Raw genomic sequence first — 22269 nt, forward strand, 5'->3', positions numbered from 1 at the left:
ATGACGAAGGAAGATGGCATCGAGATGCAGGGGGAGGTGCTTGAAACGCTTCCCAATGCGATGTTTAAGGTACGCCTGGAAAATGGCCACACAGTACTTGGCCATATTTCCGGGAAGATGCGCATGCACTACATTCGGATCCTGCCTGGGGACCGCGTCACAGTGCAATTGACGCCATACGATCTGACCAAGGGGCGGATAGTTTTCCGCTCCAAGTAACAGAATCTTCAGGAGAAAGAAATGAGAGTTCAGGCTTCAGTGAAGCGCCTCTGCCGAAACTGCAAGATCATTCGCCGCAAGGGCGTGGTTCGTGTGATTTGCACCGATCCGCGTCACAAGCAGCGCCAGGGTTGATAGCGACAGCTATCACAACTATAATTTAAGGTTTAACTTTCTGGGGTGATCGGATGGCCCGTATTGCTGGGGTAAACATTCCCAATCACAAACACGCGGAAATCGCTTTGACGGCGATCTTCGGGGTTGGCCGGACTCGCGCGCAAAAGATTTGCGACGCAGCCGGTGTTGCACGTTCGACGAAGATCAAGGATTTGACCGAGTCGGATATGGAGCGTCTGCGCGACGAGGTAGGCAAGTTCTCGGTTGAGGGCGATTTGCGTCGTGAAATCACGATGAGCATCAAGCGCCTGATGGACCTGAGTTGCTATCGTGGGCTGCGCCATCGTCGCGGTCTGCCGTGCCGTGGTCAGCGGACCCGCACTAACGCCCGCACCCGCAAGGGACCGCGCAAGGCAATTGCCGGCAAGAAGTGATAGAGACGAGATATGGCTAAGACTGCAACCAAAGTTCGCAAGAAGGTCAAGAAGAACGTTGCCGAAGGCATCGTTCATGTTCATGCGAGCTTCAACAACACGATCATCACCATCACGGACCGCCAGGGCAACGCCTTGTCGTGGGCCACTTCCGGTGGTGCCGGTTTCAAGGGCTCGCGCAAGAGCACTCCGTTCGCAGCGCAGGTGGCCGCAGAAGCCGCCGGCAAGGCCGCGCAGGAATGCGGCGTGAAGAACGTCGAAGTGCGCATCAAGGGCCCGGGTCCGGGGCGTGAGTCGTCGGTGCGTGCGCTGAACGCGCTGGGTATCAAGGTGACCAGCATCACCGATATCACGCCGATCCCGCACAACGGTTGCCGGCCGCCCAAAAAGCGCCGTATCTAACAAGGAGTAAAACGTGGCCCGCAATCTTGATCCCAAGTGCCGCCAGTGCCGCCGTGAAGGCGAGAAGCTGTTCCTGAAAGGCGAGAAGTGCTTTACCGATAAGTGCGCCATCGAGCGCCGCGCCTATGCGCCGGGTCAGCACGGTCAGCGTTCCGGTCAGCGCATGTCCGGGTACGGTGTTCAGCTGCGCGAAAAGCAGAAGATCCGTCGTCTGTACGGCGTGCTCGAGCGTCAGTTCCGCAAAGTGTATTCCGAGGCAGATCGTCGCCGCGGCCAGACCGGTGAAAACCTGCTCCAGCTGCTCGAAGGCCGTCTCGACTCCGTCGCCTACCGCATGGGTTTTGGCGTCTCGCGTGCCGAAGCTCGCCAGATCGTTCGCCACAACGGCGTGCTGGTCAATGGTCAGCGTGTGAACATCCCGTCCTACAACGTGCGTCCGGGTGATGTCGTTGAAGTGACCGAAGGCGTTCGTGGCACCCTGCGTGTCAAGGCCGCTCTGGAAGCCGCCGAGTCGCGTGGTTTCCCCGAGTGGATCGAAGTCGATGTGAAGGCCGGCAAGGGCGTGTTCAAAGCCTACCCGCAGCGCAGCGAACTGCCCGCTACGCTGAACGAAGGTCTGGTCGTCGAACTTTACTCCCGCTAATTGCGGCTTCTGACGTAATTTGCGAAACAAGGACTGCTGATGCAAAGCAATGTACTGCTGAAACCGCGCATCATTGACGTACAAAGCCTGTCGACCGTGCATGCACGTGTCACGATGGAGCCGTTCGAGCGCGGATTCGGACACACGCTCGGTAACGCCCTGCGTCGGATTTTGCTCTCGTCACTTCCGGGGTGTGCACCGACTGAAGTGAGTATTCAGGGCGTGCTGCACGAGTACTCCACGCTGGACGGTGTGCGTGAAGACGTTGTCGATCTGCTGCTGAACCTCAAGGGCGTCGTGCTCAAGATGCACAACCGCACCGAGGCAACGCTGCGCCTGGCCAAGTCCGGTGAAGGCGTCGTGACCGCGGCCGACATCGAAACGACCCATGACGTCGAGGTGATCAACCCCGACTTCGTGATCGCGCACCTGGCGCCGGGCGGCAAGCTCGACATGGAAATCAAGGTCGAGGAAGGCCGGGGCTATCAGCCGGCCAACCAGCGCCCGACCAATGGCGAATCGAAGGCCATCGGCCATGTCGTGCTGGACGCCTCGTTCAGCCCGGTGCGTCGCGTGAGCTACAAGGTCGAGAGCGCCCGGGTTGAACAGCGTACCGACCTCGATCGTCTGGTGATCGACATCGAAACCAACGGTGCGGTCGATCCGGAAGAAGCGATCCGCTTTGCCGCGCGCGTGCTGGTCGATCAGCTGTCCGTGTTCGCAGACCTGGAAGGGACGCCGGTTGAAGTCGAAGCGGCGCAAGCGCCGACGATCGATCCGGTGCTGCTGCGCCCGGTGGATGATCTGGAGCTGACGGTTCGCTCGGCGAACTGCCTCAAGGCAGAGAACATCTACTACATCGGTGACCTGATCCAGCGGACGGAAACCGAACTGCTCAAGACGCCGAATCTCGGACGCAAGTCGCTCAACGAGATCAAGGAAGTGCTCGCCTCGCGCGGCCTGACGCTCGGCATGAAGTTGGAAAATTGGCCGCCGGCCGGGCTCGAGAAGCTCGGTTGATTCGGCAGGGATAAAGGAACGAGATCATGCGTCACCGTAACGGTCTTCGCAAGCTGAACCGCACCAGTGCACACCGCCAGGCAATGTTCCGCAACATGGCGAATGCGCTGCTGCAGCACGAAGTCATCAAGACGACTCTCCCCAAGGCGAAGGAACTGCGCCGGGTGGTGGAGCCCCTCATCACGCTGAGCAAGAAAGCGACCGTGGCTAACCGCCGCCTGGCTTTCGACCGTCTGCGCGATCGCGACATGGTGGTCAAGCTCTTTGACGAGCTGGGCCCGCGCTATGCGACCCGCAACGGCGGCTACCTGCGCATCCTGAAGTTCGGTTTCCGCGACGGCGACAACGCGCCGATGGCGATCGTCGAACTGCTGGACCGCCCGGAAGAGGCGTCGGCCCCGGTCGAAGCGCCTGCTGAAGAGCAAGCTGCTTGAGGCGCTGACCGCTTCGGGCGGTTGCCCGCAGGCTGTGGTCTGGAAAACGCCCCGATTCGATCGGGGCGTTTTTGCTTTCTGAGGCGCTGGTCACGACGCGGTTCGTCCAGCCCGCGCCCGTGGTGCGGCGGGTTATCGGTCGGCGCCTTCGTTGAAACGATGGATGGCCCGGCGATCGCGCTTGGTCGGGCGACCGCCGGTCCGGGCCGGCGCGCCGAGGCGCCGTTCGGCGCGCGCGGCGTCAGCTCGCGCGAGGCTCTCCGGCGTTTCGGCATACAGTTGCTGCGCGACCGGGGCCGGTCCCCGGGTGTCCGACAGGCCGGCAACGACGAGGGTGATCTTGCGCTCGCCGATTGTCAGATCGAGCGTGTCGCCTGTGTGCACGTTACGCGCAGGTTTGGCGCGGGCGCCGTTGATGTGGACATGTCCGCCCTCGATCGCCGCCTTGGCCAGGCCGCGGGTCTTGAAAAAGCGTGCCGCCCAGAGCCATTTGTCGATACGTGTTCCGGTATCGCTGTTCATTCGCGCACTGGCCGCTTTGACAGTTTGCGCTGCAGTGTCCGGCGATGCATCTTGAGTGCCCGTGCGGTGGCCGAGATGTTGCCCTGATGCTCGGCCAACACCCGCTGGATGTGCTCCCATTCGAGCCGGTCGACGGACATCGGTTCGAGCGGAGTGTCCTCTGCCGGCGCGCCGGCAGAGTCGGTGAGTGCGCGCAGAATGCTCTCTGCGTCGGCCGGTTTGGCCAAATACTGGTGCGCGCCAAGCTTGATGGCGTCGACGGCGGTGGTGATGCTGGCATAGCCGGTGAGCACCACAATGCGGGTGTCTGGGCGCACCTCGCGCAGCGGCGCGATCAGGGGGAGCCCCGAGCTGCCGGAAAGATTGAGGTCGAGGATCACCGCGTCGGGGCGGTGTCGCCGCATCTCCTGCAGTGCGCTGGCGCCGTCATGGGCGCCGACGCAGTCGATGCCGTGCAGCGCCAGAGTCCGGCACAGGATGCGGTTGAAGGCCGGGTCGTCGTCGATGACCAGGGCGGTCTGGATGCCGGGTGTCGTCATGGGTTCAGGAGAGGCAGGTTGACGGTGGTGATGGTACCGCCACCGTCGCGGGCGGCGTAGTGCAGCGTGCCGCCGAAGGCTTCGATGGCGCCGAGACTGAGCAGCAGGCCGATGCCCAGGCCGCCACGGCCGGGATCTGGTTTGGCGGGGGGCTGATGCAGTGTGTCGAGGATATCGGCAGGAATGCCCGGGCCACGGTCGAGGATATCCAGCCAGAAGCACTCGCCGTCGCGACGGGCGTCAAGGGTGACGCGGCGGTCAGGCGAGGCGGTGGCGGCGTTGTTGATGAGATTGTGCACCGCCTGGGTCAGTGATTGGTCTGCCACCATCCGCAATCCGCACAGCGGCGATGTGTCCGTGCAGTCGATGTGCACCTCGGGGCGTTGCGATTCGATGGTCATGACCAGCTCGTCCAGCCAGTCAGCGACCTCGAGTGCGCCGCCGGCTTCAACCCGCGCCTGACCACCGGAGGCCGTCAGGCGTGACAGGATCGCGCGGCAATGCCCGATCTGCTGCGCCATGATGGCGAGATCCTCGCGGCACTCGGCGTCGTCGCAGCACTGGGCCTGCAGGTTGTCGACGATCAGGCGCATGGTGCCCAGCGGCGTGCCCATCTCATGGGCCGCGCCGGCAGCCAGGTTGGCCATGGCGACGATTCGCTCGTTGCGCAGCCGGCGTTCGCGTGCCTGTGCCAGCGCCATGTCGCGTGCGCGCACGGTCGAGGTCATCCGCGAGACATACCAGGTGATTACCAGCGCCGATACCGCAAAGGTGCCCCACATGCCCGCCAGGTGCCAGTCGATGGCGCGGGTCGGGTCGGCCAGGCCGAGCGGCCGGTGGTAGATCCACAGCAGGGAATAGACGCCGATCGAGACCAGCGCCAGCAGCCAGGTTTGCATCGCCGGCAGCACGGCGGCGCCGACGGCAATCAGTGGCAGGAAGAGCGAAATGAGCGGATTGGTTGCGCCGCCGCTCAGGTAGAGCACAGCGCTCCAGGCCGCCAGGTCGATCAGCAACTCGAGCAACAGGCTCCATGCGCCGGGATCGTCGCTGGGGCGCACAAACCGTTGGGTGAGCAGATTCCACAGAGCAAGTGCGGCTGCGATCAGCAGGATCGGCACGGCCGGGATGCGGATGTTCAGGGCCGGGGCCGCACCGACGGCGAGTACCAGCATGACCAGCACCGTGTACCAGCGCAAAGAGACGAGCCGTGCCAGCGGGTTTCCGCCGGGACGGGGAGGGCGAAGGCTGAACGGGTGGGGCGGATGGTTGAGCATCGAGTTCCATTATGGCGGAAGCGCCGTGGCGACGGCACGGTGCGGCGAACTGCCGCAGCCCGGTTTGCACACATTGGAGTACGCTTTTGCGCGACAAATCGACCGGAGAAAACCGCATGAAGAACGCCAAACATCTGATCGCCGCCGCCGTGCTGGCCTGTAGCGCGACCGCGGCCATGGCAGGCGAGGTGACCGTCAGCGAACCGTGGGTGCGTGGGACGGTCGCAGCGCAGCAAGCCACAGGTGCGTTCATGGGCCTGACCGCGGCCAAGCCGATGCGCCTGATCGGTGCCAGCAGCCCGGTCACCCCCACCGTGGAGGTGCACGAGATGCGCATGGACAACGATGTCAGGAAGATGCGCCAGGTCGAGGGCATCGACCTGCCGGCGGGGCAGCAGGTTGCCCTCAAGCCGGGTGGTTATCACATCATGTTGATGGGGCTGACGGCGCCGCTGACGCCGGGCATGAAAGTGCCGATGACGCTCACCTTCGAAGGCGCTGACGGCACGCGCGAGACTGTCGAGGTCGACGCGCCGGTACGTGCCCTGGCATCGCCAGCGATGAAGCACGGCGCGCACTGAGCGCGCCCCCCCGGGCGCGGCGTCTGCCGTCGGTGCCTTGAGGGCTGGCGGCGGCGCCATCAACGTCGTTTCGACACGCTGTTGCCGCCGGGCAACCGGCCACGGCTGCTCGACGGCATGGCCGCCTGCGGGCGGTTTTTTCACGCCATTCACATGTCCTGTCACGCGGACGGGGTATCATCCGGCCGACACTTCATAGCGGAGATTTTGGCATGGCATGCATTCTCGTCACTGGCGGCGCCGGTTACATCGGCTCGCACACGTGCGTGGCGCTGCTGGCCGCCGGGCATCAGGTGGTGGTGGTCGACAACTACAGCAACAGCAAACCGCAGGCGCTGGCGCGCGTGGCGCAGATCGCCGGTCGGACCGTCGACGCGGTCCACGCCGTCGATATCCGCAATCGCGATGCGCTGGCGGCGGTGTTTGCCACCCATCGGATCGATGCGGTGATTCACTTCGCGGGGCTGAAGGCGGTGGGCGAGTCGGTTCAGCAGCCCCATGCCTACTATGACAACAATGTGGCCGGCACCCTGGTGCTGCTCGACGTCATGGCGGCCCACGGCGTCAAGCGCATGGTTTTCAGCTCGTCGGCCACCGTGTACGGCGACCCGGCCAGCGTGCCGATCCGCGAAGACTTCCCCACCGGCCCGACCAATCCCTATGGGCGCACCAAGTGGATGCTCGAGTTCATCCTGCAAGATGTGGCCGCCGCCGATGCTGATTGGGATATTGCCCTGCTGCGCTATTTCAATCCCGTCGGTGCCCACCCGTCCGGCCTGATCGGCGAAGACCCCAACGGCATCCCGAACAATCTGATGCCCTTTGTGAGTCAGGTGGCCGTGGGCAAGCTGGCCGAGCTGAGCGTGTTTGGCGACGACTACGCCACCGTCGACGGCACTGGCGTGCGCGACTACATACATGTTGTCGATCTGGCAGCCGGTCATGTGCGGGCCGTTGAGCGGCTGATGCAGGGGGCCGGTGTGCTCACGCTCAACCTGGGCACGGGGCGCGGTTACAGCGTGCTGGAAGTGGTCAAGGCCTTTGAGCAGGCGTCGGGCCGGCCGGTGCCCTACCGGATCGCGCCGCGCCGCGCCGGCGACATCGCGCAGTGCTATGCCGATCCGGCGCGGGCCGAGGCCGAGCTGGGGTGGCGGGCCGAGCATGACCTGGCCGACATGTGCGCCGATGCGTGGCGCTGGCAGTCGGGCAACCCGGACGGGTACGGCCGGTAGGCGGCGGGGGACTGGACGTTGCCTTGGCCTGCGCTTATGATGCGTTTTGTTTTGCACAAAAGTAAATCATGAGCACCTCCGTCTCCAGTTCGACAACACATGAAGCCCTTCGCCTGTTCCGCGCCATCTACGCGGCGGTGCGCCACCACCTTCAGAGCATCGAGCGGCGTTGCGGCGCCAGCGGCGCGCAGGTATGGGCGCTGGCATTGCTGGCACGTCAGCCGGGCATGCGGGTGACCGAACTGGCCGATGCCATGGCAATTCATCCGTCGACCGCCAGCAACCTGCTGGCCAAGGCCGAAAAGGCCGGGTTGCTGCGCCGCGAGCGTTCGCAGGCCGACCAGCGTGTGGTCAAACTCTATTTGACCGACGCCGGCAGCGACACGCTGGCCAAGGCGCCGGAGCCGGTGGCCGGCCTGCTGCCCGACGCGCTGGCCCGGTTGCCACAGGACGTGTTGCTGCGTCTGAGCGGCGATCTGCACACGCTGGCCAAGAGCATGGCGGTGCAGGAAGACGCTGCCGGTCGGCCGTTCTCCGATCTCTGAGCCAACCAACGCGACCGTACTGCGATGAACTGGCCGTTCCTGCCCGCGTGGCCGCCCGATGTCAACGGCTTCATCCTGTTCGGGCTGCTCATGCTCGCCGGTCTGGTCGGCGGCGAACTGGCGCATCGAAGCGGGTTCCTGCCCCGCATCACCGGCTTTATCGCCATCGGCTTTGTTCTTGGCCCGAGCGTGGCCGGACTGGTCACCCCGGAGATGCTCGACGGCGCGCAGGTCTTCGTCGATGTCGCCCTCGGCCTGATCCTGTTCCAGCTCGGGCGGCTGCTCGACCTGTCGCTGGCCTGGCGGGAGCGCCCGTTGCTGGCTGCCGCGGTGGCCGAGGCCGGCCTGGCCTTTGCCGCGGTGTTCCTGATCCTGATGCAGTTCGACATCGCGCCCATCCAGGCGGCGGTGGCTGCCGCCATCGGCATTTCGTCCTCACCGGCGGTGGTGCTGCTGGTGGTGCGCGAACTCGGCGCCAAGGGGCCGTTGACCGATCGCAGCCTGATGCTGGTGGCGATGAACAACATCTTCTCCTTCCTTGCCTATACCGCGCTGCTGCCCTTCATCCACTACGCGCACAACTCGGGCTGGGAGATCGCCGTGCTCGAGCCGCTCTATGTGTTGGGCGTGTCGGTGGGGATCGCTGGGGTGTTCTCCTGGTTGCTGCTGCAACTGGCGCGCCTGCTGCCGAAGGAGGAGACCACCCAGTTCGCGTTGCTGATCGGCATGATCGTCGGCACCGTCGGCGTCGCCCAGCTGGCCAATGGCTCGATGCTGCTGAGCCTGCTCGCGCTGGGCGTGATGACGCGCAATCTGGATCGCCAGTCGCATGTGCTGCCGGTCGATTTCGGCAGCGGCGGCGAGATTTTCTTCGTGATTCTCTTCGTGGTGGCAGGGGCGCGCCTGCATCTGTCCGATCTGAGCTCGGCCGGTTTCGCCGCCGTCGCCTTCGTGCTGGCCCGCTTCGTGGGCAAGAGCCTGGGCGTGATGATCCTGACCCGCGGTGGGATGAACGTGCGCCAGTCGGCACTGACGGGGCTGACCCTGCTGCCGATGGCCGGCATGGCGATCGGGCTGACGCAGATGACGGCGGCACGCTATCCGGAGTTTGCCGCCACCTTGTCGGCCATCGTGCTCGGCGCCATCGTCATCCTCGAGACGATCGGCCCGGTGCTGACCGAATACGCGCTCAAGCGCAGCGGCGAGGTGCCCGGTGTCGGTCGCGGCGGGGCCTCCGATGATGCCACCCATGATGCGTTGGCTCCGCTGAGTGTGCCGCCGATCGATCCGCCTGTGCCGGAGAACAAAGATGCGTAATGTCCTGCTGACCGTGTCGGTGGTGCTCGCCGCGGTCTTCATGCTGCAGAATTTCCATTCGATCGAGTTGAGTTTCGTTGTCTGGCGGATCCAGACCTCGGTGGCGATGGCACTGCTCTGGGCCGTTGCGCTCGGTGGCCTGATCGGCGTGCTGGCGATGCTGCCGTGGACCCTGCGCACGCGCCGTGAGGCGCGCCAGGTGCGCCATCAACTCGATGCGGCGGCCGCCTTGCCGAAGCCCTCATCCACCACGCCACCGCCACCCCCGCGCCAGCCGCCGGAGACGCCGCAATGATGGCCCTGACGTAATTGTCGCCACTCCCGCGGGCATCCGTTTGCCGGCGCTGATGGGTGCGCTGGAGGTGCGTGTCAGCCGCGAGGCGCTGGCGTGGCCTGCGTTACCAGTTGCGGCGGATGCGGTTGCGGTGCTGGACGTCGCTGGGCAGCAGCTTCTGCATGGCTTCGAAGCGCGCCTCGAGCAGTTTGGCGGCCTCGTCGAAGCTGCTGCGCGGTAGCTGCGGCAGCTCGCTCAGGCGGGCGATGAGGCGGGCGAGCAACTCGATGTGATGCTTGCGCTGCTGGCTGTCGGCCGGCAGGAAGACGCCCAGGCCTGCTTTTTCGAGGGTATCGAGCACCTTGAGCCGACGCTCGACGCGGCGCAGATAGCGGCTCTGAGGGTCGTGGGCGACAGACGGTGTCGGATCCGGCATGACGGGCCTCCTTGGTGCGGAAATCGGCAGGGTTCGGCCCCGCAGCGGGGCGACCGAGCTGTCGAAGCTAGCACAAGGTGCCCGGGGCCGGCGCCACTTTCCCGCTGCCCGGCGGGCAGGGGGCGCCGGCCGGGGCGGTTGGCCGTTCAGGCGTGGTGAATGGTGGTGCCGAGCAGGGCCAGGAACTGGGCGATCCACTGCGGATGCGCCGGCCAGGCGGGGGCGGACACCAGGTTGCCGTCGGTCATGGCGCTGTCGACCGCGATCTCTTCGTAGTGCCCACCGGCGGCGCGCACATCGGGCCCGCAGGCCGGGTAGGCGGTGCAGTGCTTGCTGCGCAGCACGTCGGCCGCGGCCAGCACCTGCAGCCCGTGGCACACCGCGGCAATCGGCTTCCGGGCCTGGTCGAAGTGGCGCACGATGTCGAGCACTCGGGTGTTGAGGCGGATGTATTCGGGGGCTCGTCCGCCGGGGATGCACAGGCCGTCGTAGTCGGCTGGGTCGATGGCGTCGAAGCTGGCGTTGAGGGTGAAGTTGTGGCCTCGCTTTTCGCTGTAGGTCTGGTCGCCCTCGAAGTCGTGAATGGCCGTGGCGATCTGCTCGCCAGCCTGTTTGCCGGGACACACGGCATGGACGGTGTAGCCGACGGCCAGCAGGGCCTGAAAGGGCACCATCAGTTCGTAGTCTTCGACGAAATCGCCGGCCAGTATCAGAATCTTGCGTGTCATTGTGGTCTCCTCCTGAAGGGTGGGCGCCGTGCGGTGATGACATCGTCGCGGCGGCAACTACACTGTAGGGAGTCGACGGTTCGTTGGGGTAGTAGCGAGGTGCTACAAGGAGTCGCCATGTGCAATCTGTATTCGGGGCAGGACCCGGCCAACTATGAAACCGTGAAGCGGTCGGTGCGCCTCAACGGCCATGTCACCAGTGTGGCGCTGGAGCGCCAGTTCTGGGACATCCTCGAGCGGTTGGCGGCTACCGAGGGTTTCAGCCTGCCGCAGTTTCTCGCTAGGCTGCACGAAGAGCAGCTGGCCCGGCATGGCGATGTCAGCAACTTTTCATCGTTGTTGCGGGTGGCGTGCACCATCTATCTGAGCCGCGGTGAGCGCGCCTCGGATGAGGTGGCGGCCGAAGCGGCCTGAGGGCAGGCTCAGGCCGCCTGTGTGGGGCAGGGTGTGCCCGGCGGCTGTGCCGAGGGGCGACCAATGAGATAGCCCTGGGCATAGTCGATGCCGATTTCCTCCAGCAGGGTGAGGATCTCGGCGTTCTCGACAAATTCGGCGATAACCTGGATGTCGAGCTGGCGGGCCAACGCAGTGATGCTGCGCACGAAGACCTGGTCACGGTCGTTGTGGAGCATGTTGGCCACGAAATCCCCTTCGATCTTGAGGAAGTCGAAGGTGAAGTTGCGCAGGTAGTGGAAGGAGGAGAAGCCTGAGCCGAAGTCGTCGATGGCCAGCTTGAAGCCTTCCGAGCGCAGCTCGGACAGGAAGCGCTGCATCAGGCTGAGGTTCTTGACGGTGTCGCGCTCGGTGATCTCGAACACGATGCGCTCGGGCGGGAAGCCCGAGGTGGCGACGATGCTGCGCAAGGTGGCGGTGAATTCCGACAACACCAGCGCGCGCGGCGACAGGTTGAAGAACAGGTAGCCGTCGTATCCGATGCCGGCCACCTGGGCCAGCGCAGCCTCGATCACGATGGCGTCGAGCCGGTGGATGACACCGACCTCCTCGGCGATTTCGATGAACTGGTCGGCGCGAATCACCTCGCCGTTGATCTCCATGCGCGAGAGCACTTCGACCGCCGCCACCCGTTTGTTGGCAATGCCCATGATCGGCTGGAAGTACGGGGTGATGCGTTTTTCTTCGACCGCGGCCAGCACGGCGACGCCCATTCCGACAGATCGCGGAAGACGGTCATCACGTCGGCGTTGGTGGGCAGGCGGACCCGCTCCTTGCCTTCGGCCTTGGCGCGATACATCATCGAGTCGGCAAACAGGAAGAGGTCTTTCGGGTCGGCCGCGTGGTCAGGATAGACCGCCACGCCGATCGATGCCGAGGCGTGCAGGCGGTCGCCGTTCTTGGCTTCGATCGACACGCTGCGTGCCACCTCCAGCACCCGTTGCGCCACCGTGTAGCCCTGCTCCATGTCGGCCTCGGGCAGCACCACGACGAACTCGTCGCCGCCGTAGCGGGCGAAGATGTCGCCCGGGCGCAGCGCCTCGCCGACTCCGGTAGCGAACTGCTGCAGGAAGCGGTCGCCACAGGCGTGGCCGTAGTGGTCGTTGATCAGCTTGAAGTTGTCGAGGTCGAGCAGTAGCAGGGTGAAGGGCGTCGAATGACGCTGGCTGCGGCCGACTTCATAGCCCAGCAGTTCCCAGAACACGCGCTGGTTGTAGAGGCCGGTGAGCGGATCGCGGGTGGCGTAGTACTCCAGATCGCGGGTGTATTTGTGGATGGCCTTGATCGAGCCGACGACGTTGAGCAGGGTCGACAGGATGCTCTCGAGGACCAGCATGTGGGTCTGGTCGGTGAGGGTGTCGGCATGCACGCCGATGCCGACGATGCCACCGATCTTGGGCTGTTCGACAAACAGCGATTTGACCTTGAGCGCCAGCTCGGTGGCGTCGACCTCGGCCGATAGCGCGGACTCGCTGTCGTGATGGTGGCGCAGCGTGACCTCGGCCGGGCCGGACAGCCGGGGGTGATGCGTCACCGCATCGGCGATCTGTTGCTCGATCATCGTGCGCAGGGTGTCCGTTGGCCGGCCGTGCCAGAACACCTCCACGTCAAAGGCTTCGTCGTCGATCTGGAACACCGAGAACAGCACGTGGACTTCGATCACCGCGTTGATGTCGGTGAGCAACTGATTGACGTATTCACGCCAGTCGCGGATGACCTCGGAGGTAATGACGAATTTCTCGAGCAGCCCGATCTCGAACAGCAGGATGTCCTTGTCTACCGCGATCGAGCGCAGGCGCATGGCCAGCGTGCCCAGTGCCTGCTGGATGCGGACGATTTCGGCAAAGGGCTGGGTGTCGGTCGGATGGCTCAGTGCCTTGAGGTCGGCGATGCTGCCGATGGTATTGACCTGTTGCTCGACGGCTTCGACGCTGTGTCCGATGCGGCGGCTGACCCACCACACGCCGCCCGCGGCGATGCCGATGCCCAGCAGGATGCTCGGCATGGCACTGAAAAAGAAAGCCCACAGGGCTTCGGAGACCACTTGCGACAGCGGTGCCCGCACCTCGATGGCGCCGAGCACCTGGCCTTCGTGTGCCAGGTTGTGGCAGCTCAGGCAGCGCGCTTCGGCGATGAGCGGGAAGACGCTGCGCAGATTGCCGTTGGCGGCCTGTTCGCGCGGCTCACCGGAGGTGAGGACGTCGCGCAGCAGCGGATCGGCGGCGCGGTCGGCCGGGGTGGCGCCGGGCGCCGCCGTGTTGTGGATGCGGATGGTGGTGTCGGGGTTGCTCGCGCGCAGGGCTGCGTTGAAAGCGCGCGCCTGGTCCGGATACCACCCGGTGTTCATCACCTCATAGAGCATGGCCTGCGTCAGGCGGGCGCTTTCCTCGGCCTGGTGGCGGGCATGGCGGGTCAGCGTCTCGTTGAACCCGCTGCCAACGGCATACCAGCTTCCGCCGACGAAAACGAGCCCGACCAAGGCCGAGGTCAGCAGGATGAAGAGGCGGATGCTCATGGTGCGGCCGTGGGCGAGAAACGGGGATTCAACGCTACCCGGCCGGCCGTGGGATGAATTTGCGATGAATCAAATATTTCGTTACATCCGCCTGGGGGCGCGGTATTTCAAGGGGTTTGTGCGATACGTGCCAGTATGGGCGCGAGGTAGGTTCCGGTGTGGCTACCGGGGGTCGCGGCGAGGGTCTCCGGGGTGCCGGCGGCCAAAATGGTGCCGCCGCCGTTGCCGCCTTCCGGCCCGAGGTCGATCAGCCAGTCGGCGGTCTTGATCACGTCGAGGTTGTGCTCGATCACCACCACCGTGTTGCCGTGGTCGCGCAGCCGGTGCAGCACCGCCAGCAGCATTTCGATGTCCTGGAAATGCAGGCCGGTGGTCGGCTCGTCGAGGATGTACAGCGTGCGGCCGGTGTCGCGCTTGGACAGCTCCAGCGCCAGCTTGACCCGCTGCGCCTCGCCGCCCGACAGCGTAGTGGCGCTCTGGCCAAGGCCGATGTAGCCCAGGCCCACGTCGTCCAGCGTCTGCAGCTTGCGCGCCACCGCCGGCACCGGCGCGAAGAACTCCAGCGCCTGTGAGACGGTCATCTCCAGCACGTCGTGGATGGTCTTGCCCTTGTAGCGCACGTCGAGCGTCTCGCGGTTGTAGCGCTTGCCGTGGCAGACATCGCAGGGCACGTACATGTCCGGCAAAAAATGCATCTCGACCTTGATCAGGCCGTCGCCCTGGCAGGCTTCGCAGCGCCCGCCCTTGACGTTGAACGAGAAGCGCCCCGGCCCGTAGCCGCGGGTGCGCGCTTCGGGTACGCCGGCGAACAGCTCTCGGATCGGCGTCAGTAGGCCGGTGTAGGTGGCCGGGTTGGAGCGCGGCGTGCGGCCGATGGGCGACTGGTCGACGTTGATGACCTTGTCGAAGAAGGCCAGCCCGTCGACGCTGTCGTGCGCCGCCGGCTCGGCATTCGAGCCATACAGATGGCGCGCCGCGACGGCGTACAGGGTGTCGTTGATCAGGGTGGACTTGCCCGAGCCGGACACCCCGGTGACGCAGGTGAGCAGACCCACCGGCAGGTGCAGGTCGACGCCCTTGAGGTTATTACCGCGGCAGCCGCGCAGCACCAGTTCGCGGTCCTCACGCGGTGCGACACGCCGGGCCGGGATGGCGATCGATCGCCGCCCCGACAGGTAGGCGCCGGTGAGCGAATCGGGGTGGTGGAGGATGTCTTCCGGCAGCCCCTCGGCCACCACCTGGCCGCCATGTGCACCGGCACCCGGGCCCATGTCGACCACATGGTCGGCGGCGCGGATGGCGTCTTCGTCGTGCTCGACCACGATCACCGTATTGCCCATGTCGCGCAGGCGCTTGAGCGTGCCGAGCAGGCGGTCGTTGTCGCGCTGGTGCAGGCCGATGGAGGGTTCGTCGAGCACGTACATCACGCCGGTCAGGCCCGAGCCGATCTGGCTCGCCAGGCGGATGCGCTGCGCCTCGCCGCCGGAGAGCGTGTCGGCCGAGCGCTGCAGGGTGAGGTAGTCGAGGCCGACGTTGATCAGGAAGTGCAGGCGGTTGGTGACTTCGCGCACGATCTTGTCGGCGATCTGGGCGCGGTGGCCGGTCAGCTGCAGAGTTTCGAAGTAGTGCGCGCAGTCGGCCAGCGGCAGGTGGCTCAGCTCGGGCAGCGTGCGCGTGCCGATGCGCACGTGGCGGGCCTCGGCACGCAAGCGGGCGCCGGCGCACACCGGGCAGGTCTGGGTGCCGCGCAGCTTGGCCAGCTCCTCGCGCACGGCCAGCGAATCGGTCTCGCGATAGCGCCGCTCGAGATTGGGGATGATGCCTTCGAAGGGGTGCTCCTTGAGCACCGCGCGGCCGCTGTCCGACAGGTAGCGGAAGGCGATCGCCGTCTTGCCGCTGCCGTGCAGCACCACCTGTCGCACCGCCTCGGGCAAGTCCTCAAAGGGCGCCTCGATGTCGAACTGGTAGTGCTTGGCCAGTGAGGTGAGCATCTGGTAGTAGAACTGGTTGCGCCGGTCCCAGCCGCGGATGGCGCCACCGGCCAGCGACAGCGCCGGATGCGCCACCACGCGCTGGGCGTCGAAGAACTCCATGGCGCCCAGGCCGTCGCACTTGGGGCAGGCGCCGGCCGGGTTGTTGAAGGAGAACAGGCGCGGCTCCAGTTCGGCCAGCGCGAAGCTGCACACCGGGCAGGCGAAGCGGGACGAGAACAGGTGCTCGGCACCGCTGTCCATCTCCAGCGCGATGGCACGGCCCTCAGCGTGGGTGAGCGCGGTCTCGAAGGACTCGGCAAGGCGCTGGCGGGCGTCGGTACGCACCTTGAGGCGGTCGACCACCACGTCGATGCTGTGGCGCTTGTTCTTGTCGAGCTTGGGGGCGGCGTCGAGGTCCACCACCTCGCCATCGATGCGTACCCGCACGAAGCCCTGGGCGCGCAACTCGGAGAGCAGGTCGGCCTGTTCACCCTTGCGGTTGGCCACCACCGGCGCGAGGATCATCAGCTTGGTGTCTTCGGGCAGCGCCAGCACATGGTCTACCATCTGGCTCACGCTCTGCGCCTCGAGCGCATGCTCGGGGTGGTCGGGGCAGTAGGGCGTGCCGGCGCGGGCGAAGAGCAGGCGCAGGTAGTCGTGGATCTCGGTGACCGTGCCCACGGTCGAGCGCGGGTTGTGGCTGGTGGCCTTCTGCTCGATGGAGATCGCTGGGCTGAGGCCCTCGATGAGATCCACATCCGGTTTTTCCATCAACTGCAGAAACTGCCGCGCGTAGGCCGACAGCGACTCTACATAGCGGCGCTGCCCCTCGGCATAGAGCGTGTCGAAGGCCAGCGAGGACTTGCCCGAGCCCGACAGGCCGGTGATCACCGTCAGCCGGTTGCGTGGCAGGTCGAGGTCGATGTTCTTGAGATTGTGGGTGCGTGCACCGCGAATTCGAATGTTGTCCATGCCAGGCTTCGTGACCGAGTTTGGGCTGCACCAGGGCAGGTCGATTGAGATCTCGCCGGCCAGCCTGTCAGTCGATCGTGCACTGCAGCCCGCCGGGCGCAACCTGCTAATATACGCAATTCACTTCGCCCGGACCAAGTTTCGTCCCCCATGGCCGATACCGATACCATGACATCCGCCGAACGGCGCACCGGCGCGTCGCTGGCAGGCATTTTTGGCCTGCGCATGCTCGGCCTGTTCCTGATCCTGCCCGTGTTCGCGGTCTATGCGCGCGGCCTGCCGGGCGGCGACAACCTCACCCTGGTGGGGCTGGCGCTGGGTATCTACGGGCTCACCCAGGCGTGTTTCCAGATCCCCTTCGGCATCGCCTCCGACCGTTTCGGCCGCAAGCCGGTGATCATCTTCGGCCTGCTGCTGTTTGCCGCCGGTTCGGTGATGGCCGCGATGGCCCATAGCCTGCCGTGGATCATCGCCGGCCGCGCCCTGCAGGGCTCCGGCGCCATATCCGCGGCCGTCACCGCGCTGGCCGCCGATCTCACCCGCGAGCAACATCGCACCAAGGTGATGGCCATGATCGGCTCCAGCATCGGGCTGGTCTTTGCCGTGTCGCTGGTCGCCGCGCCCGTGCTGTACGCTGCCATCGGCATGGCCGGCATCTTCTGGCTGACGGCCGGGCTCGCGCTGCTGGCTATCGTGGTGCTGCGCCGCGTGGTGCCCAACCCGCCCCGGGTCGAGGCCAAGCCGGTGCGTTTTGCCGGCGTGCTGCGCGACACCCAGTTGCTGCGTCTCAACCTCGGCATCTTCACCCTGCACACGGTGCAGATGGCCATGTTCGTGGTGGTGCCGGCGGCGCTGGTGGCGCGCGGTAACCTGCCGGTCGCCGAACACTGGAAAATCTATTTGCCGGCGGTGCTGGTCAGCTTCGCGCTGATGATCCCCGCCATCATCGTGGCCGAGCGCAAGAACCGCCTCAAACCGATCTTCATGGCCGCCATCGCGCTGCTCTCGCTCACCCAGCTCGGTTTGCTGTTCGGCCGTGAGCAGGTGTGGCAGATGGCGGTGCTGCTGGTCGCCTTCTTCGTCGCCTTCAATATTCTCGAAGCCACGCTGCCCTCGCTGGTCTCGCGCGTCGCGCCGCCGGCCTCCAAGGGGGCGGCGCTGGGCGTGTACAACACCAGCCAGGCCTTGGGCCTGTTCCTCGGCGGCATGCTCGGCGGCTTGTTGAGCCAGCATCTCGGGCCAGACAGCGTGTTCGTGGTCACGACGCTCATGGCCCTGCTGTGGCTGGGTGTGGCCATGACCATGCTGCCGCCGCCCAAAGTGGCCGCGCGCAGCTACCCGATCGCCGCCACGGTAGACATCGATGCCGTACGCCGGCAAATTCTCGATTTGCCCGGCGTACGCGAAGCGGTCATCGAACATGATGCGCGCATGGCGCATCTCAAAGTCAATCTGGACCGGTGGGACGAATCCCGCCTGCGCCAACTCATCGGAGGAGAAGTCTGAAATGGCATCGGTCAACAAAGTGATTCTGGTCGGCAACCTGGGGCGTGACCCGGAGATCCGCTACGCCCCGTCCGGCGACGCCATCTGCAACGTCAGCATCGCCACCACGGACACCTGGAAAGACAAGCAGACCGGCGAGAAGAAGGAGGCGACCGAATGGCACCGCGTGGTGTTCTTCGGCAAGCTCGCCGAAATCGTCGGGCAATACCTCAAGAAAGGCCGCGCCATCTATGTGGAGGGCCAGTTGCGCACCCGCAAATGGCAAGACCAGAACGGCCAGGACCGCTACACCACCGAGATCCGCGCCACCGAAATGCAGATGCTCGGCGGTCGTGACAGTGGCGGCAGCGGTGGCGACGCACCGATGGACGACGGCGGCTACGACCAGCGCCCGGCCAGCCGCCCGGCGCCGCAACAGCGCCCGCAGCAAGGTGGGGGCAACAAGCCGGCACCGGCCAGCGGCTCGGGCGGTGGGTTTGGGGATTTTGACGACGATATTCCGTTCTAGGGCCGGATAAGCAGCAAGTAGTCAGCAATAGGAACGGAGCCATTGAGGTGGCTCCGTTCTTTGCATTGGTACGCGGCGGAAAATACGCTGATGACATAGTTGTTTTTTGTCTATGATGAAGGAGTCATTTTTTTAACGATGTGATGCCATGTCCCCATTTCGTCTCAAACGTTCGCTTGCCGCGTCCGTATGGGTATTAGCTTGTCTGGCTATTGCGTATCTTCTACTGCCGGCGCACGCAGTCGCCAAGCCAACAATCGCAGCGCTTCACCTCCAAACGTTGCGCGAGCTGGCGGCGCTACCCGATTCGCAAATCGATCTGCTGCGCATCAAACTGACCATTGATCGCATGATCGATCCCGCTATCGACATCGACGCTGAAGTAGCGCGTGTCGAGGCAATGACAGTGGAACTGGCGGGGCAAGTCCCGCTATTGGCGTCGAGCCGGGTCAAGCTCGATGTGCTCCGCCGTTATGTGTACCAGCCCGGCCCCTGGAATCAGCATCGCAGCTTCAGCTATGACCTCGGCGACCCGTTTGGTCGCGTGCTCCGCAACAAACTACTGCCCACGTACCTGAACTCCCGAAAAGGGAACTGCGTCTCGATGCCCATCCTGTTTCTCGCACTCGGAGAACGGATAGGACTCGACCTGAGTCTTGCTACTGCGCCCGAGCACATCTTCATCAAGTTCAGGGATGACGACGGCGCGCTCTACAACCTCGAGACGACCAGCGGCGCGGGCGTCACGCGGGACCTCTGGATGCGCAAACAGCTACCGATGACCGACGCGGCAATCAACAACGGAATTTACATGCGTCCGCTGACAAAACGGGAAGCCATTGGTGTCCTGGCCGACGTGCTGCTTGCCCATTACAGGAACCAGAGGCAGACAGATGCCCGAATCGCCCTGGCCAGGCTGATGCTCGAGATCGACCCGAGGGACGTGCGCGCAATGCTCGCGCTTCGTGCCGCTTACCACTACATGTGGGCCACAGAGTTCGTCGAAAAGTACCCCACGCCCAACGATATTCCCATCCCCGAGCGTCCGCGCTTTGTCGAACTTGAGCGCAGTCTTCTAGCCTGGCAACGCAAGGCTGAGGCGCTGGGCTGGCGCATGCCGCCAGAAACATATCAATGACCGGCCAAACTTTCTGTGTGGATGCCTCATCATGAATAAATTCTTGTTTTTACTGGCTGTTGTTGTCTCGCTGCTCGGCGTGGGCGGCGAGGTTCAGGCCCGGTACATCCAATCGGATCCCATCGGGCTTCAGGGAGGGAGTAATACTTACGGCTATGTTGGTGGGAATCCGTTGAGTTACAACGACCCGCAGGGACTCATGCAATCGAACGGGAGCAATGTGCCCGGTGGTCCCATTTGGGGAGGGCGAAGCGCTGGGGGATATGGAGGCGGTTCCAGTGCGATAGGAGTGTCCAGAGGAGCTAGCGGCGGCAGCGCTTCCCCCCGATTCTGCCCTCCTGACCGCGTAATCGTCGATAGCAGAGGAAATGCTATCCCACTCAAACCAGGCGAATACATAACTGGTTCAAAAGATGGGGTTTGGCGGCAGGTCAGAGACCCGCAAGGAAATCCGACTGGGATGCGAATGGATGGACCTCACAGCCCCAACACTCATGCAGATCCACGCGCACTGCAACCTCATTCGCATGTTCCGGGAGTTACGAACTCGGACGGGACTCCTTGGCTACCGGTGAAACCATGAAGTACGACTACGGCTCTTCAGTACGGATTGTTTGTCCTGAAACCTCTCAGCACTATACTGGGAGTGTTTGTGGATTCCGCGAGATTGTCACGGCAGAGACGGCTGAAAAATTTCGAGTACCGATCGGCACCATATTGGTGCTGGTCGAACGAAGCGATGGAGCAGCCATCGAAGTTCCCGAAGATAACTTGGAGCCACTTGCCTAATATGCCGGCCGAAGGCCGGAGATATGGGGTGGTCGTGGATTGATCAATGGCGCACCGAGTGCGATTTGCCGGTGCTCCCGGATTCCGCGGCGCTGCATCCGGACTTGTATGTTATCGATGCTCCCTTGTTCTCAACGCGCAACCATCGCCACAGCCATCCGCCGCAATCCCTCGTCCAGCGTTTGGCGCGGGCAACCGAAATTGAGGCGCACGAAGCCCGGCGGGGCGCCGAAGTGGCGACCGTCGGAGAGGCCGACGCCGTGGTCTTCGAAGAAGGCGGCGGGGTCGGTGAGGCCGGCGTCGCGGCAGTCGATCCAGGCCAGATACGTGGCTTCGGGGCGGGTGGTGCGCAGGCCGGGCAGGGCGGCGACGGCGTCGACGACGCGCTCGCGGTTGCCGCGCAGGTAGTCGATGAGCGCGCGGCGCCAGGGTTCGCCGTCGCGGTAGGCGGCCTCCGTGGCGACCAGGCCGAGCACATTGGGATGCGGGATGAGGCCGCGCATGGCGTGCAGGTAGCGCTTGCGCAGGCGCGCATCGGGGATGATGGCAAAGCTGGCGTAGAGCGGGGCGATGTTCCAGGTCTTGCTCGGCGCCATGAGGGTGATGCTGCGCCGGGCGATGGCCTCGTCGAGCGCGGCGAGGGGGGTGTGGGTGCCGTCGAGCACGAGGCCGCAGTGGATGTCGTCGGAGCAGATGATGAGGTCGTGCCGCTCGGCGCGCTCGGCCAGGGCGGTCAGTTCGTCGCGGGTGAACACGCGACCGACCGGGTTGTGCGGGTTGCACAGCAGGAGCATGCGGGTGTGCGCGTCGATAGCGGCGTCGACCGCGCCCCAGTCCCAGCCCCAGTGATTGTCCTCCTCGACCAGCGCGACGGCCTGCAGCGTGCGCCCGGTGTTGGCCGGCGCGTGCAAAAAGGGTGGGTACACCGGCGTGGCGGTGAGCACGCCGTCGCCCGGCTCGCCGGCGATGGCGCAGGCGACATTGAAACCGGTGACCACGCCGGGCAGCCAGACCAGCCAGTCGGCATCGATGCGCCAGCCGTGATCGCGCTCGAGGCTATGTACGACGGTGTCGGTCAGCGATGGCCAGGGGCCGGCGTAGCCGAACACCTTCTGGTCGATGCGTGCGTGAAGCGCGTCGAGGATGGGCTGCGGGGTGGCGAAGTCCATGTCGGCCACCCACATGGGCAGGATGTCGCGGCCGGCGTAGCGCGCCCATTTTTCGTCGGGGATGGCGCGGCGGTCGATGACGGTGTCGAAGTCGAAGATCGGGGTGGTCATGGGCGGAGCGAGGGTGGACGGGATGGCCCGAGTGTAGGGAGGTGGGGCCGTCGGTGTCACGCGCACATGGGCCCGGAAGACCAAAAAATCGTCAGGCGCGGTGGGTGTTGGCGGTGGCCGTGGTGCAGGTTGGCAGGGTGGGCGGCTTGCCGCCGACCCGACGACCATGATCGCGACGTCTTTGCCAGGGCGAAAGGCGGGTTTCAACCCGCCATTGGTGCTTGGCCGGATCGTCCCAAGGATGTCCGCCCCCCTCGGGGGGCAGCGAGCGACGCGAGCGTGGGGGCCCGGTCATCCGCCGGGCCGTCCCAAGGATGAGCGCCGCCCCCTCGGGGGGCAGCGAGCGACGCGAGCGTGGGGGCCCGGTCATCCGCCGGGCCGTCCCAAGGATGAGCGCCGCCCCCTCGGGGGGCAG

General features: G+C 65.0%; 27 protein-coding genes. 18 read left to right on the forward strand and 9 right to left on the reverse strand.

Going from position 1 to position 22269, the window contains the following annotated elements; translation table 11 throughout:
• The 7 genes from infA to rplQ are packed head-to-tail and all read left to right on the forward strand — an operon-like array spanning position 1 to position 3269.
• Entirely contained in the window at positions 1 to 219 is a 219-nt protein-coding gene (infA, locus tag ACK5JE_RS04005; protein ID WP_214360718.1) for a translation initiation factor IF-1, read from the forward strand.
• Between the two features lie 21 nt (positions 220 to 240).
• On the forward strand, positions 241 to 354 hold the full coding sequence (gene rpmJ / locus ACK5JE_RS04010) for a 50S ribosomal protein L36 (RefSeq protein WP_004258276.1): 114 nt from the start codon (positions 241 to 243) through the stop codon (positions 352 to 354).
• A 53-nt stretch (positions 355 to 407) separates the two neighbouring features.
• The gene (gene rpsM, locus ACK5JE_RS04015) at positions 408 to 770 is read left to right on the forward strand and encodes a 30S ribosomal protein S13 (RefSeq protein WP_323002458.1); all 363 of its coding nucleotides are present in this window, start codon (positions 408 to 410) and stop codon (positions 768 to 770) included.
• 12 nt (positions 771 to 782) lie between these two features.
• Positions 783 to 1172, forward strand: a complete 390-nt coding sequence (gene rpsK / locus ACK5JE_RS04020; protein WP_144179136.1) for a 30S ribosomal protein S11 — start codon at positions 783 to 785, stop codon at positions 1170 to 1172.
• Positions 1173 to 1185: 13 nt separating this feature from the next.
• Positions 1186 to 1815, forward strand: coding sequence for a 30S ribosomal protein S4 (gene rpsD, locus ACK5JE_RS04025; protein ID WP_323002459.1), 630 nt, complete (start codon positions 1186 to 1188; stop codon positions 1813 to 1815).
• Positions 1816 to 1854: 39 nt separating this feature from the next.
• The gene (locus ACK5JE_RS04030; protein WP_416800413.1) at positions 1855 to 2835 is read left to right on the forward strand and encodes a DNA-directed RNA polymerase subunit alpha; all 981 of its coding nucleotides are present in this window, start codon (positions 1855 to 1857) and stop codon (positions 2833 to 2835) included.
• A 26-nt stretch (positions 2836 to 2861) separates the two neighbouring features.
• The gene (gene rplQ / locus ACK5JE_RS04035; RefSeq protein ID WP_323002461.1) at positions 2862 to 3269 is read left to right on the forward strand and encodes a 50S ribosomal protein L17; all 408 of its coding nucleotides are present in this window, start codon (positions 2862 to 2864) and stop codon (positions 3267 to 3269) included.
• Between the two features lie 132 nt (positions 3270 to 3401).
• Here rplQ and ACK5JE_RS04040 read toward each other — a convergent pair whose 3' ends face one another.
• Genes ACK5JE_RS04040 through ACK5JE_RS04050 form a run of 3 tightly spaced genes read right to left on the reverse strand, consistent with a single transcriptional unit; the run spans position 3402 to position 5505 of the window.
• Positions 3402 to 3791: an RNA-binding S4 domain-containing protein gene (locus ACK5JE_RS04040; protein ID WP_416800414.1), complete on the reverse strand. Its 390-nt coding sequence runs from the start codon at positions 3789 to 3791 to the stop codon at positions 3402 to 3404.
• Positions 3788 to 4330, reverse strand: a complete 543-nt coding sequence (locus ACK5JE_RS04045) for a response regulator transcription factor (protein WP_416800415.1) — start codon at positions 4328 to 4330, stop codon at positions 3788 to 3790. Before ACK5JE_RS04045 ends, ACK5JE_RS04040 begins: the two co-directional genes overlap by 4 nt.
• Positions 4327 to 5505 carry an ATP-binding protein gene (locus tag ACK5JE_RS04050; RefSeq protein ID WP_416800416.1) on the reverse strand — a complete coding sequence of 393 codons (1179 nt, stop codon included), beginning with the start codon at positions 5503 to 5505 and terminating at the stop codon, positions 4327 to 4329. The genes ACK5JE_RS04045 and ACK5JE_RS04050 overlap by 4 nt, the downstream gene beginning before the upstream one ends.
• Positions 5506 to 5723: 218 nt before the next feature.
• Here ACK5JE_RS04050 and ACK5JE_RS04055 point away from each other — a divergent pair, with 218 nt between their 5' ends.
• From ACK5JE_RS04055 to ACK5JE_RS04075, 5 genes are all read left to right on the forward strand, one after another.
• Positions 5724 to 6188, forward strand: a complete 465-nt coding sequence (locus ACK5JE_RS04055) for a copper chaperone PCu(A)C (RefSeq protein WP_416800417.1) — start codon at positions 5724 to 5726, stop codon at positions 6186 to 6188.
• Between the two features lie 212 nt (positions 6189 to 6400).
• Positions 6401 to 7420: a UDP-glucose 4-epimerase GalE gene (galE, locus tag ACK5JE_RS04060; RefSeq protein ID WP_416800418.1), complete on the forward strand. Its 1020-nt coding sequence runs from the start codon at positions 6401 to 6403 to the stop codon at positions 7418 to 7420.
• 68 nt (positions 7421 to 7488) lie between these two features.
• Positions 7489 to 7965 (forward strand): MarR family winged helix-turn-helix transcriptional regulator, encoded by a 477-nt coding sequence (locus ACK5JE_RS04065; protein ID WP_416800419.1) that lies wholly within the window; start codon positions 7489 to 7491, stop codon positions 7963 to 7965.
• A gap of 24 nt (positions 7966 to 7989) precedes the next feature.
• Positions 7990 to 9282 carry a cation:proton antiporter gene (locus ACK5JE_RS04070; protein WP_416800420.1) on the forward strand — a complete coding sequence of 431 codons (1293 nt, stop codon included), beginning with the start codon at positions 7990 to 7992 and terminating at the stop codon, positions 9280 to 9282.
• Positions 9275 to 9577 carry a lipopolysaccharide assembly protein LapA domain-containing protein gene (locus ACK5JE_RS04075; RefSeq protein ID WP_416800421.1) on the forward strand — a complete coding sequence of 101 codons (303 nt, stop codon included), beginning with the start codon at positions 9275 to 9277 and terminating at the stop codon, positions 9575 to 9577. The genes ACK5JE_RS04070 and ACK5JE_RS04075 overlap by 8 nt, the downstream gene beginning before the upstream one ends.
• Before the next feature lie 103 nt (positions 9578 to 9680).
• Here ACK5JE_RS04075 and ACK5JE_RS04080 read toward each other — a convergent pair whose 3' ends face one another.
• A complete protein-coding gene (locus ACK5JE_RS04080) occupies positions 9681 to 9992 on the reverse strand; it encodes a hypothetical protein (protein ID WP_416800422.1) in 312 nt (103 codons plus the stop codon).
• 146 nt (positions 9993 to 10138) lie between these two features.
• Positions 10139 to 10720, reverse strand: a complete 582-nt coding sequence (locus tag ACK5JE_RS04085; protein WP_416800423.1) for a DJ-1/PfpI family protein — start codon at positions 10718 to 10720, stop codon at positions 10139 to 10141.
• Between the two features lie 117 nt (positions 10721 to 10837).
• Here ACK5JE_RS04085 and ACK5JE_RS04090 point away from each other — a divergent pair, with 117 nt between their 5' ends.
• On the forward strand, positions 10838 to 11134 hold the full coding sequence (locus ACK5JE_RS04090) for a ribbon-helix-helix domain-containing protein (protein ID WP_416800424.1): 297 nt from the start codon (positions 10838 to 10840) through the stop codon (positions 11132 to 11134).
• An 8-nt stretch (positions 11135 to 11142) separates the two neighbouring features.
• Here the strand turns inward: ACK5JE_RS04090 and ACK5JE_RS04095 are convergent, their stop codons facing one another.
• From ACK5JE_RS04095 to uvrA, 3 genes are all read right to left on the reverse strand, one after another.
• Positions 11143 to 11871 carry an EAL domain-containing protein gene (locus ACK5JE_RS04095; protein WP_416800438.1) on the reverse strand — a complete coding sequence of 243 codons (729 nt, stop codon included), beginning with the start codon at positions 11869 to 11871 and terminating at the stop codon, positions 11143 to 11145.
• Positions 11754 to 13688 carry a GGDEF domain-containing protein gene (locus tag ACK5JE_RS04100; RefSeq protein WP_416800425.1) on the reverse strand — a complete coding sequence of 645 codons (1935 nt, stop codon included), beginning with the start codon at positions 13686 to 13688 and terminating at the stop codon, positions 11754 to 11756. Before ACK5JE_RS04100 ends, ACK5JE_RS04095 begins: the two co-directional genes overlap by 118 nt.
• Positions 13689 to 13795: 107 nt before the next feature.
• Positions 13796 to 16633, reverse strand: a complete 2838-nt coding sequence (gene uvrA, locus ACK5JE_RS04105; RefSeq protein ID WP_416800426.1) for an excinuclease ABC subunit UvrA — start codon at positions 16631 to 16633, stop codon at positions 13796 to 13798.
• Positions 16634 to 16783: 150 nt separating this feature from the next.
• On the opposite strand from uvrA, the gene ACK5JE_RS04110 reads away from it, so the two are divergent.
• The 5 genes from ACK5JE_RS04110 (at position 16784) to ACK5JE_RS04130 (ending at position 20574) form a co-directional block, all read left to right on the forward strand.
• Complete coding sequence (locus tag ACK5JE_RS04110; protein WP_416800427.1) at positions 16784 to 18139, forward strand: MFS transporter; 1356 nt, start codon at positions 16784 to 16786, stop codon at positions 18137 to 18139.
• Position 18140: 1 nt separating this feature from the next.
• Positions 18141 to 18647 carry a single-stranded DNA-binding protein gene (ssb, locus tag ACK5JE_RS04115; protein WP_416800428.1) on the forward strand — a complete coding sequence of 169 codons (507 nt, stop codon included), beginning with the start codon at positions 18141 to 18143 and terminating at the stop codon, positions 18645 to 18647.
• A gap of 148 nt (positions 18648 to 18795) precedes the next feature.
• On the forward strand, positions 18796 to 19785 hold the full coding sequence (locus ACK5JE_RS04120) for a transglutaminase family protein (protein WP_416800429.1): 990 nt from the start codon (positions 18796 to 18798) through the stop codon (positions 19783 to 19785).
• 31 nt (positions 19786 to 19816) lie between these two features.
• Complete coding sequence (locus ACK5JE_RS04125) at positions 19817 to 20368, forward strand: RHS repeat-associated core domain-containing protein (protein WP_416800430.1); 552 nt, start codon at positions 19817 to 19819, stop codon at positions 20366 to 20368.
• On the forward strand, positions 20365 to 20574 hold the full coding sequence (locus tag ACK5JE_RS04130) for a hypothetical protein (protein WP_416800431.1): 210 nt from the start codon (positions 20365 to 20367) through the stop codon (positions 20572 to 20574). The genes ACK5JE_RS04125 and ACK5JE_RS04130 overlap by 4 nt, the downstream gene beginning before the upstream one ends.
• Positions 20575 to 20705: 131 nt before the next feature.
• On the opposite strand, the gene ACK5JE_RS04135 is transcribed toward ACK5JE_RS04130, so the two are convergent.
• The gene (locus ACK5JE_RS04135) at positions 20706 to 21854 is read right to left on the reverse strand and encodes a MalY/PatB family protein (protein ID WP_416800432.1); all 1149 of its coding nucleotides are present in this window, start codon (positions 21852 to 21854) and stop codon (positions 20706 to 20708) included.
• Between the last annotated feature and the right edge of the window lie 415 nt (positions 21855 to 22269).

The organism is Castellaniella sp., from assembly GCF_047971665.1.
GTDB lineage: Bacteria > Pseudomonadota > Gammaproteobacteria > Burkholderiales > Burkholderiaceae_B > Castellaniella.

Coding starts and splice junctions, on each gene's coding strand:
- galE (WP_416800418.1), top strand. CDS start 6,401: ATGGCATGCATTCTCGTCACTGGCGGCGCCGGTTACATCGGCTCGCAC.
- ACK5JE_RS04050 (WP_416800416.1), bottom strand. CDS start 5,505: ATGCTGGTACTCGCCGTCGGTGCGGCCCCGGCCCTGAACATCCGCATC.
- ACK5JE_RS04130 (WP_416800431.1), top strand. CDS start 20,365: ATGAAGTACGACTACGGCTCTTCAGTACGGATTGTTTGTCCTGAAACC.
- ACK5JE_RS04135 (WP_416800432.1), bottom strand. CDS start 21,854: ATGACCACCCCGATCTTCGACTTCGACACCGTCATCGACCGCCGCGCC.
- uvrA (WP_416800426.1), bottom strand. CDS start 16,633: ATGGACAACATTCGAATTCGCGGTGCACGCACCCACAATCTCAAGAAC.
- ACK5JE_RS04030 (WP_416800413.1), top strand. CDS start 1,855: ATGCAAAGCAATGTACTGCTGAAACCGCGCATCATTGACGTACAAAGC.
- ACK5JE_RS04040 (WP_416800414.1), bottom strand. CDS start 3,791: ATGAACAGCGATACCGGAACACGTATCGACAAATGGCTCTGGGCGGCA.
- ACK5JE_RS04125 (WP_416800430.1), top strand. CDS start 19,817: ATGAATAAATTCTTGTTTTTACTGGCTGTTGTTGTCTCGCTGCTCGGC.
- ACK5JE_RS04090 (WP_416800424.1), top strand. CDS start 10,838: ATGTGCAATCTGTATTCGGGGCAGGACCCGGCCAACTATGAAACCGTG.
- ssb (WP_416800428.1), top strand. CDS start 18,141: ATGGCATCGGTCAACAAAGTGATTCTGGTCGGCAACCTGGGGCGTGAC.
- rpsK (WP_144179136.1), top strand. CDS start 783: ATGGCTAAGACTGCAACCAAAGTTCGCAAGAAGGTCAAGAAGAACGTT.
- infA (WP_214360718.1), top strand. CDS start 1: ATGACGAAGGAAGATGGCATCGAGATGCAGGGGGAGGTGCTTGAAACG.
- rplQ (WP_323002461.1), top strand. CDS start 2,862: ATGCGTCACCGTAACGGTCTTCGCAAGCTGAACCGCACCAGTGCACAC.
- ACK5JE_RS04100 (WP_416800425.1), bottom strand. CDS start 13,688: ATGAGCATCCGCCTCTTCATCCTGCTGACCTCGGCCTTGGTCGGGCTC.
- ACK5JE_RS04110 (WP_416800427.1), top strand. CDS start 16,784: ATGGCCGATACCGATACCATGACATCCGCCGAACGGCGCACCGGCGCG.
- ACK5JE_RS04070 (WP_416800420.1), top strand. CDS start 7,990: ATGAACTGGCCGTTCCTGCCCGCGTGGCCGCCCGATGTCAACGGCTTC.
- ACK5JE_RS04045 (WP_416800415.1), bottom strand. CDS start 4,330: ATGACGACACCCGGCATCCAGACCGCCCTGGTCATCGACGACGACCCG.
- rpsM (WP_323002458.1), top strand. CDS start 408: ATGGCCCGTATTGCTGGGGTAAACATTCCCAATCACAAACACGCGGAA.
- ACK5JE_RS04055 (WP_416800417.1), top strand. CDS start 5,724: ATGAAGAACGCCAAACATCTGATCGCCGCCGCCGTGCTGGCCTGTAGC.
- ACK5JE_RS04080 (WP_416800422.1), bottom strand. CDS start 9,992: ATGCCGGATCCGACACCGTCTGTCGCCCACGACCCTCAGAGCCGCTAT.
- rpmJ (WP_004258276.1), top strand. CDS start 241: ATGAGAGTTCAGGCTTCAGTGAAGCGCCTCTGCCGAAACTGCAAGATC.
- ACK5JE_RS04075 (WP_416800421.1), top strand. CDS start 9,275: ATGCGTAATGTCCTGCTGACCGTGTCGGTGGTGCTCGCCGCGGTCTTC.
- ACK5JE_RS04085 (WP_416800423.1), bottom strand. CDS start 10,720: ATGACACGCAAGATTCTGATACTGGCCGGCGATTTCGTCGAAGACTAC.
- ACK5JE_RS04120 (WP_416800429.1), top strand. CDS start 18,796: ATGTCCCCATTTCGTCTCAAACGTTCGCTTGCCGCGTCCGTATGGGTA.
- ACK5JE_RS04065 (WP_416800419.1), top strand. CDS start 7,489: ATGAGCACCTCCGTCTCCAGTTCGACAACACATGAAGCCCTTCGCCTG.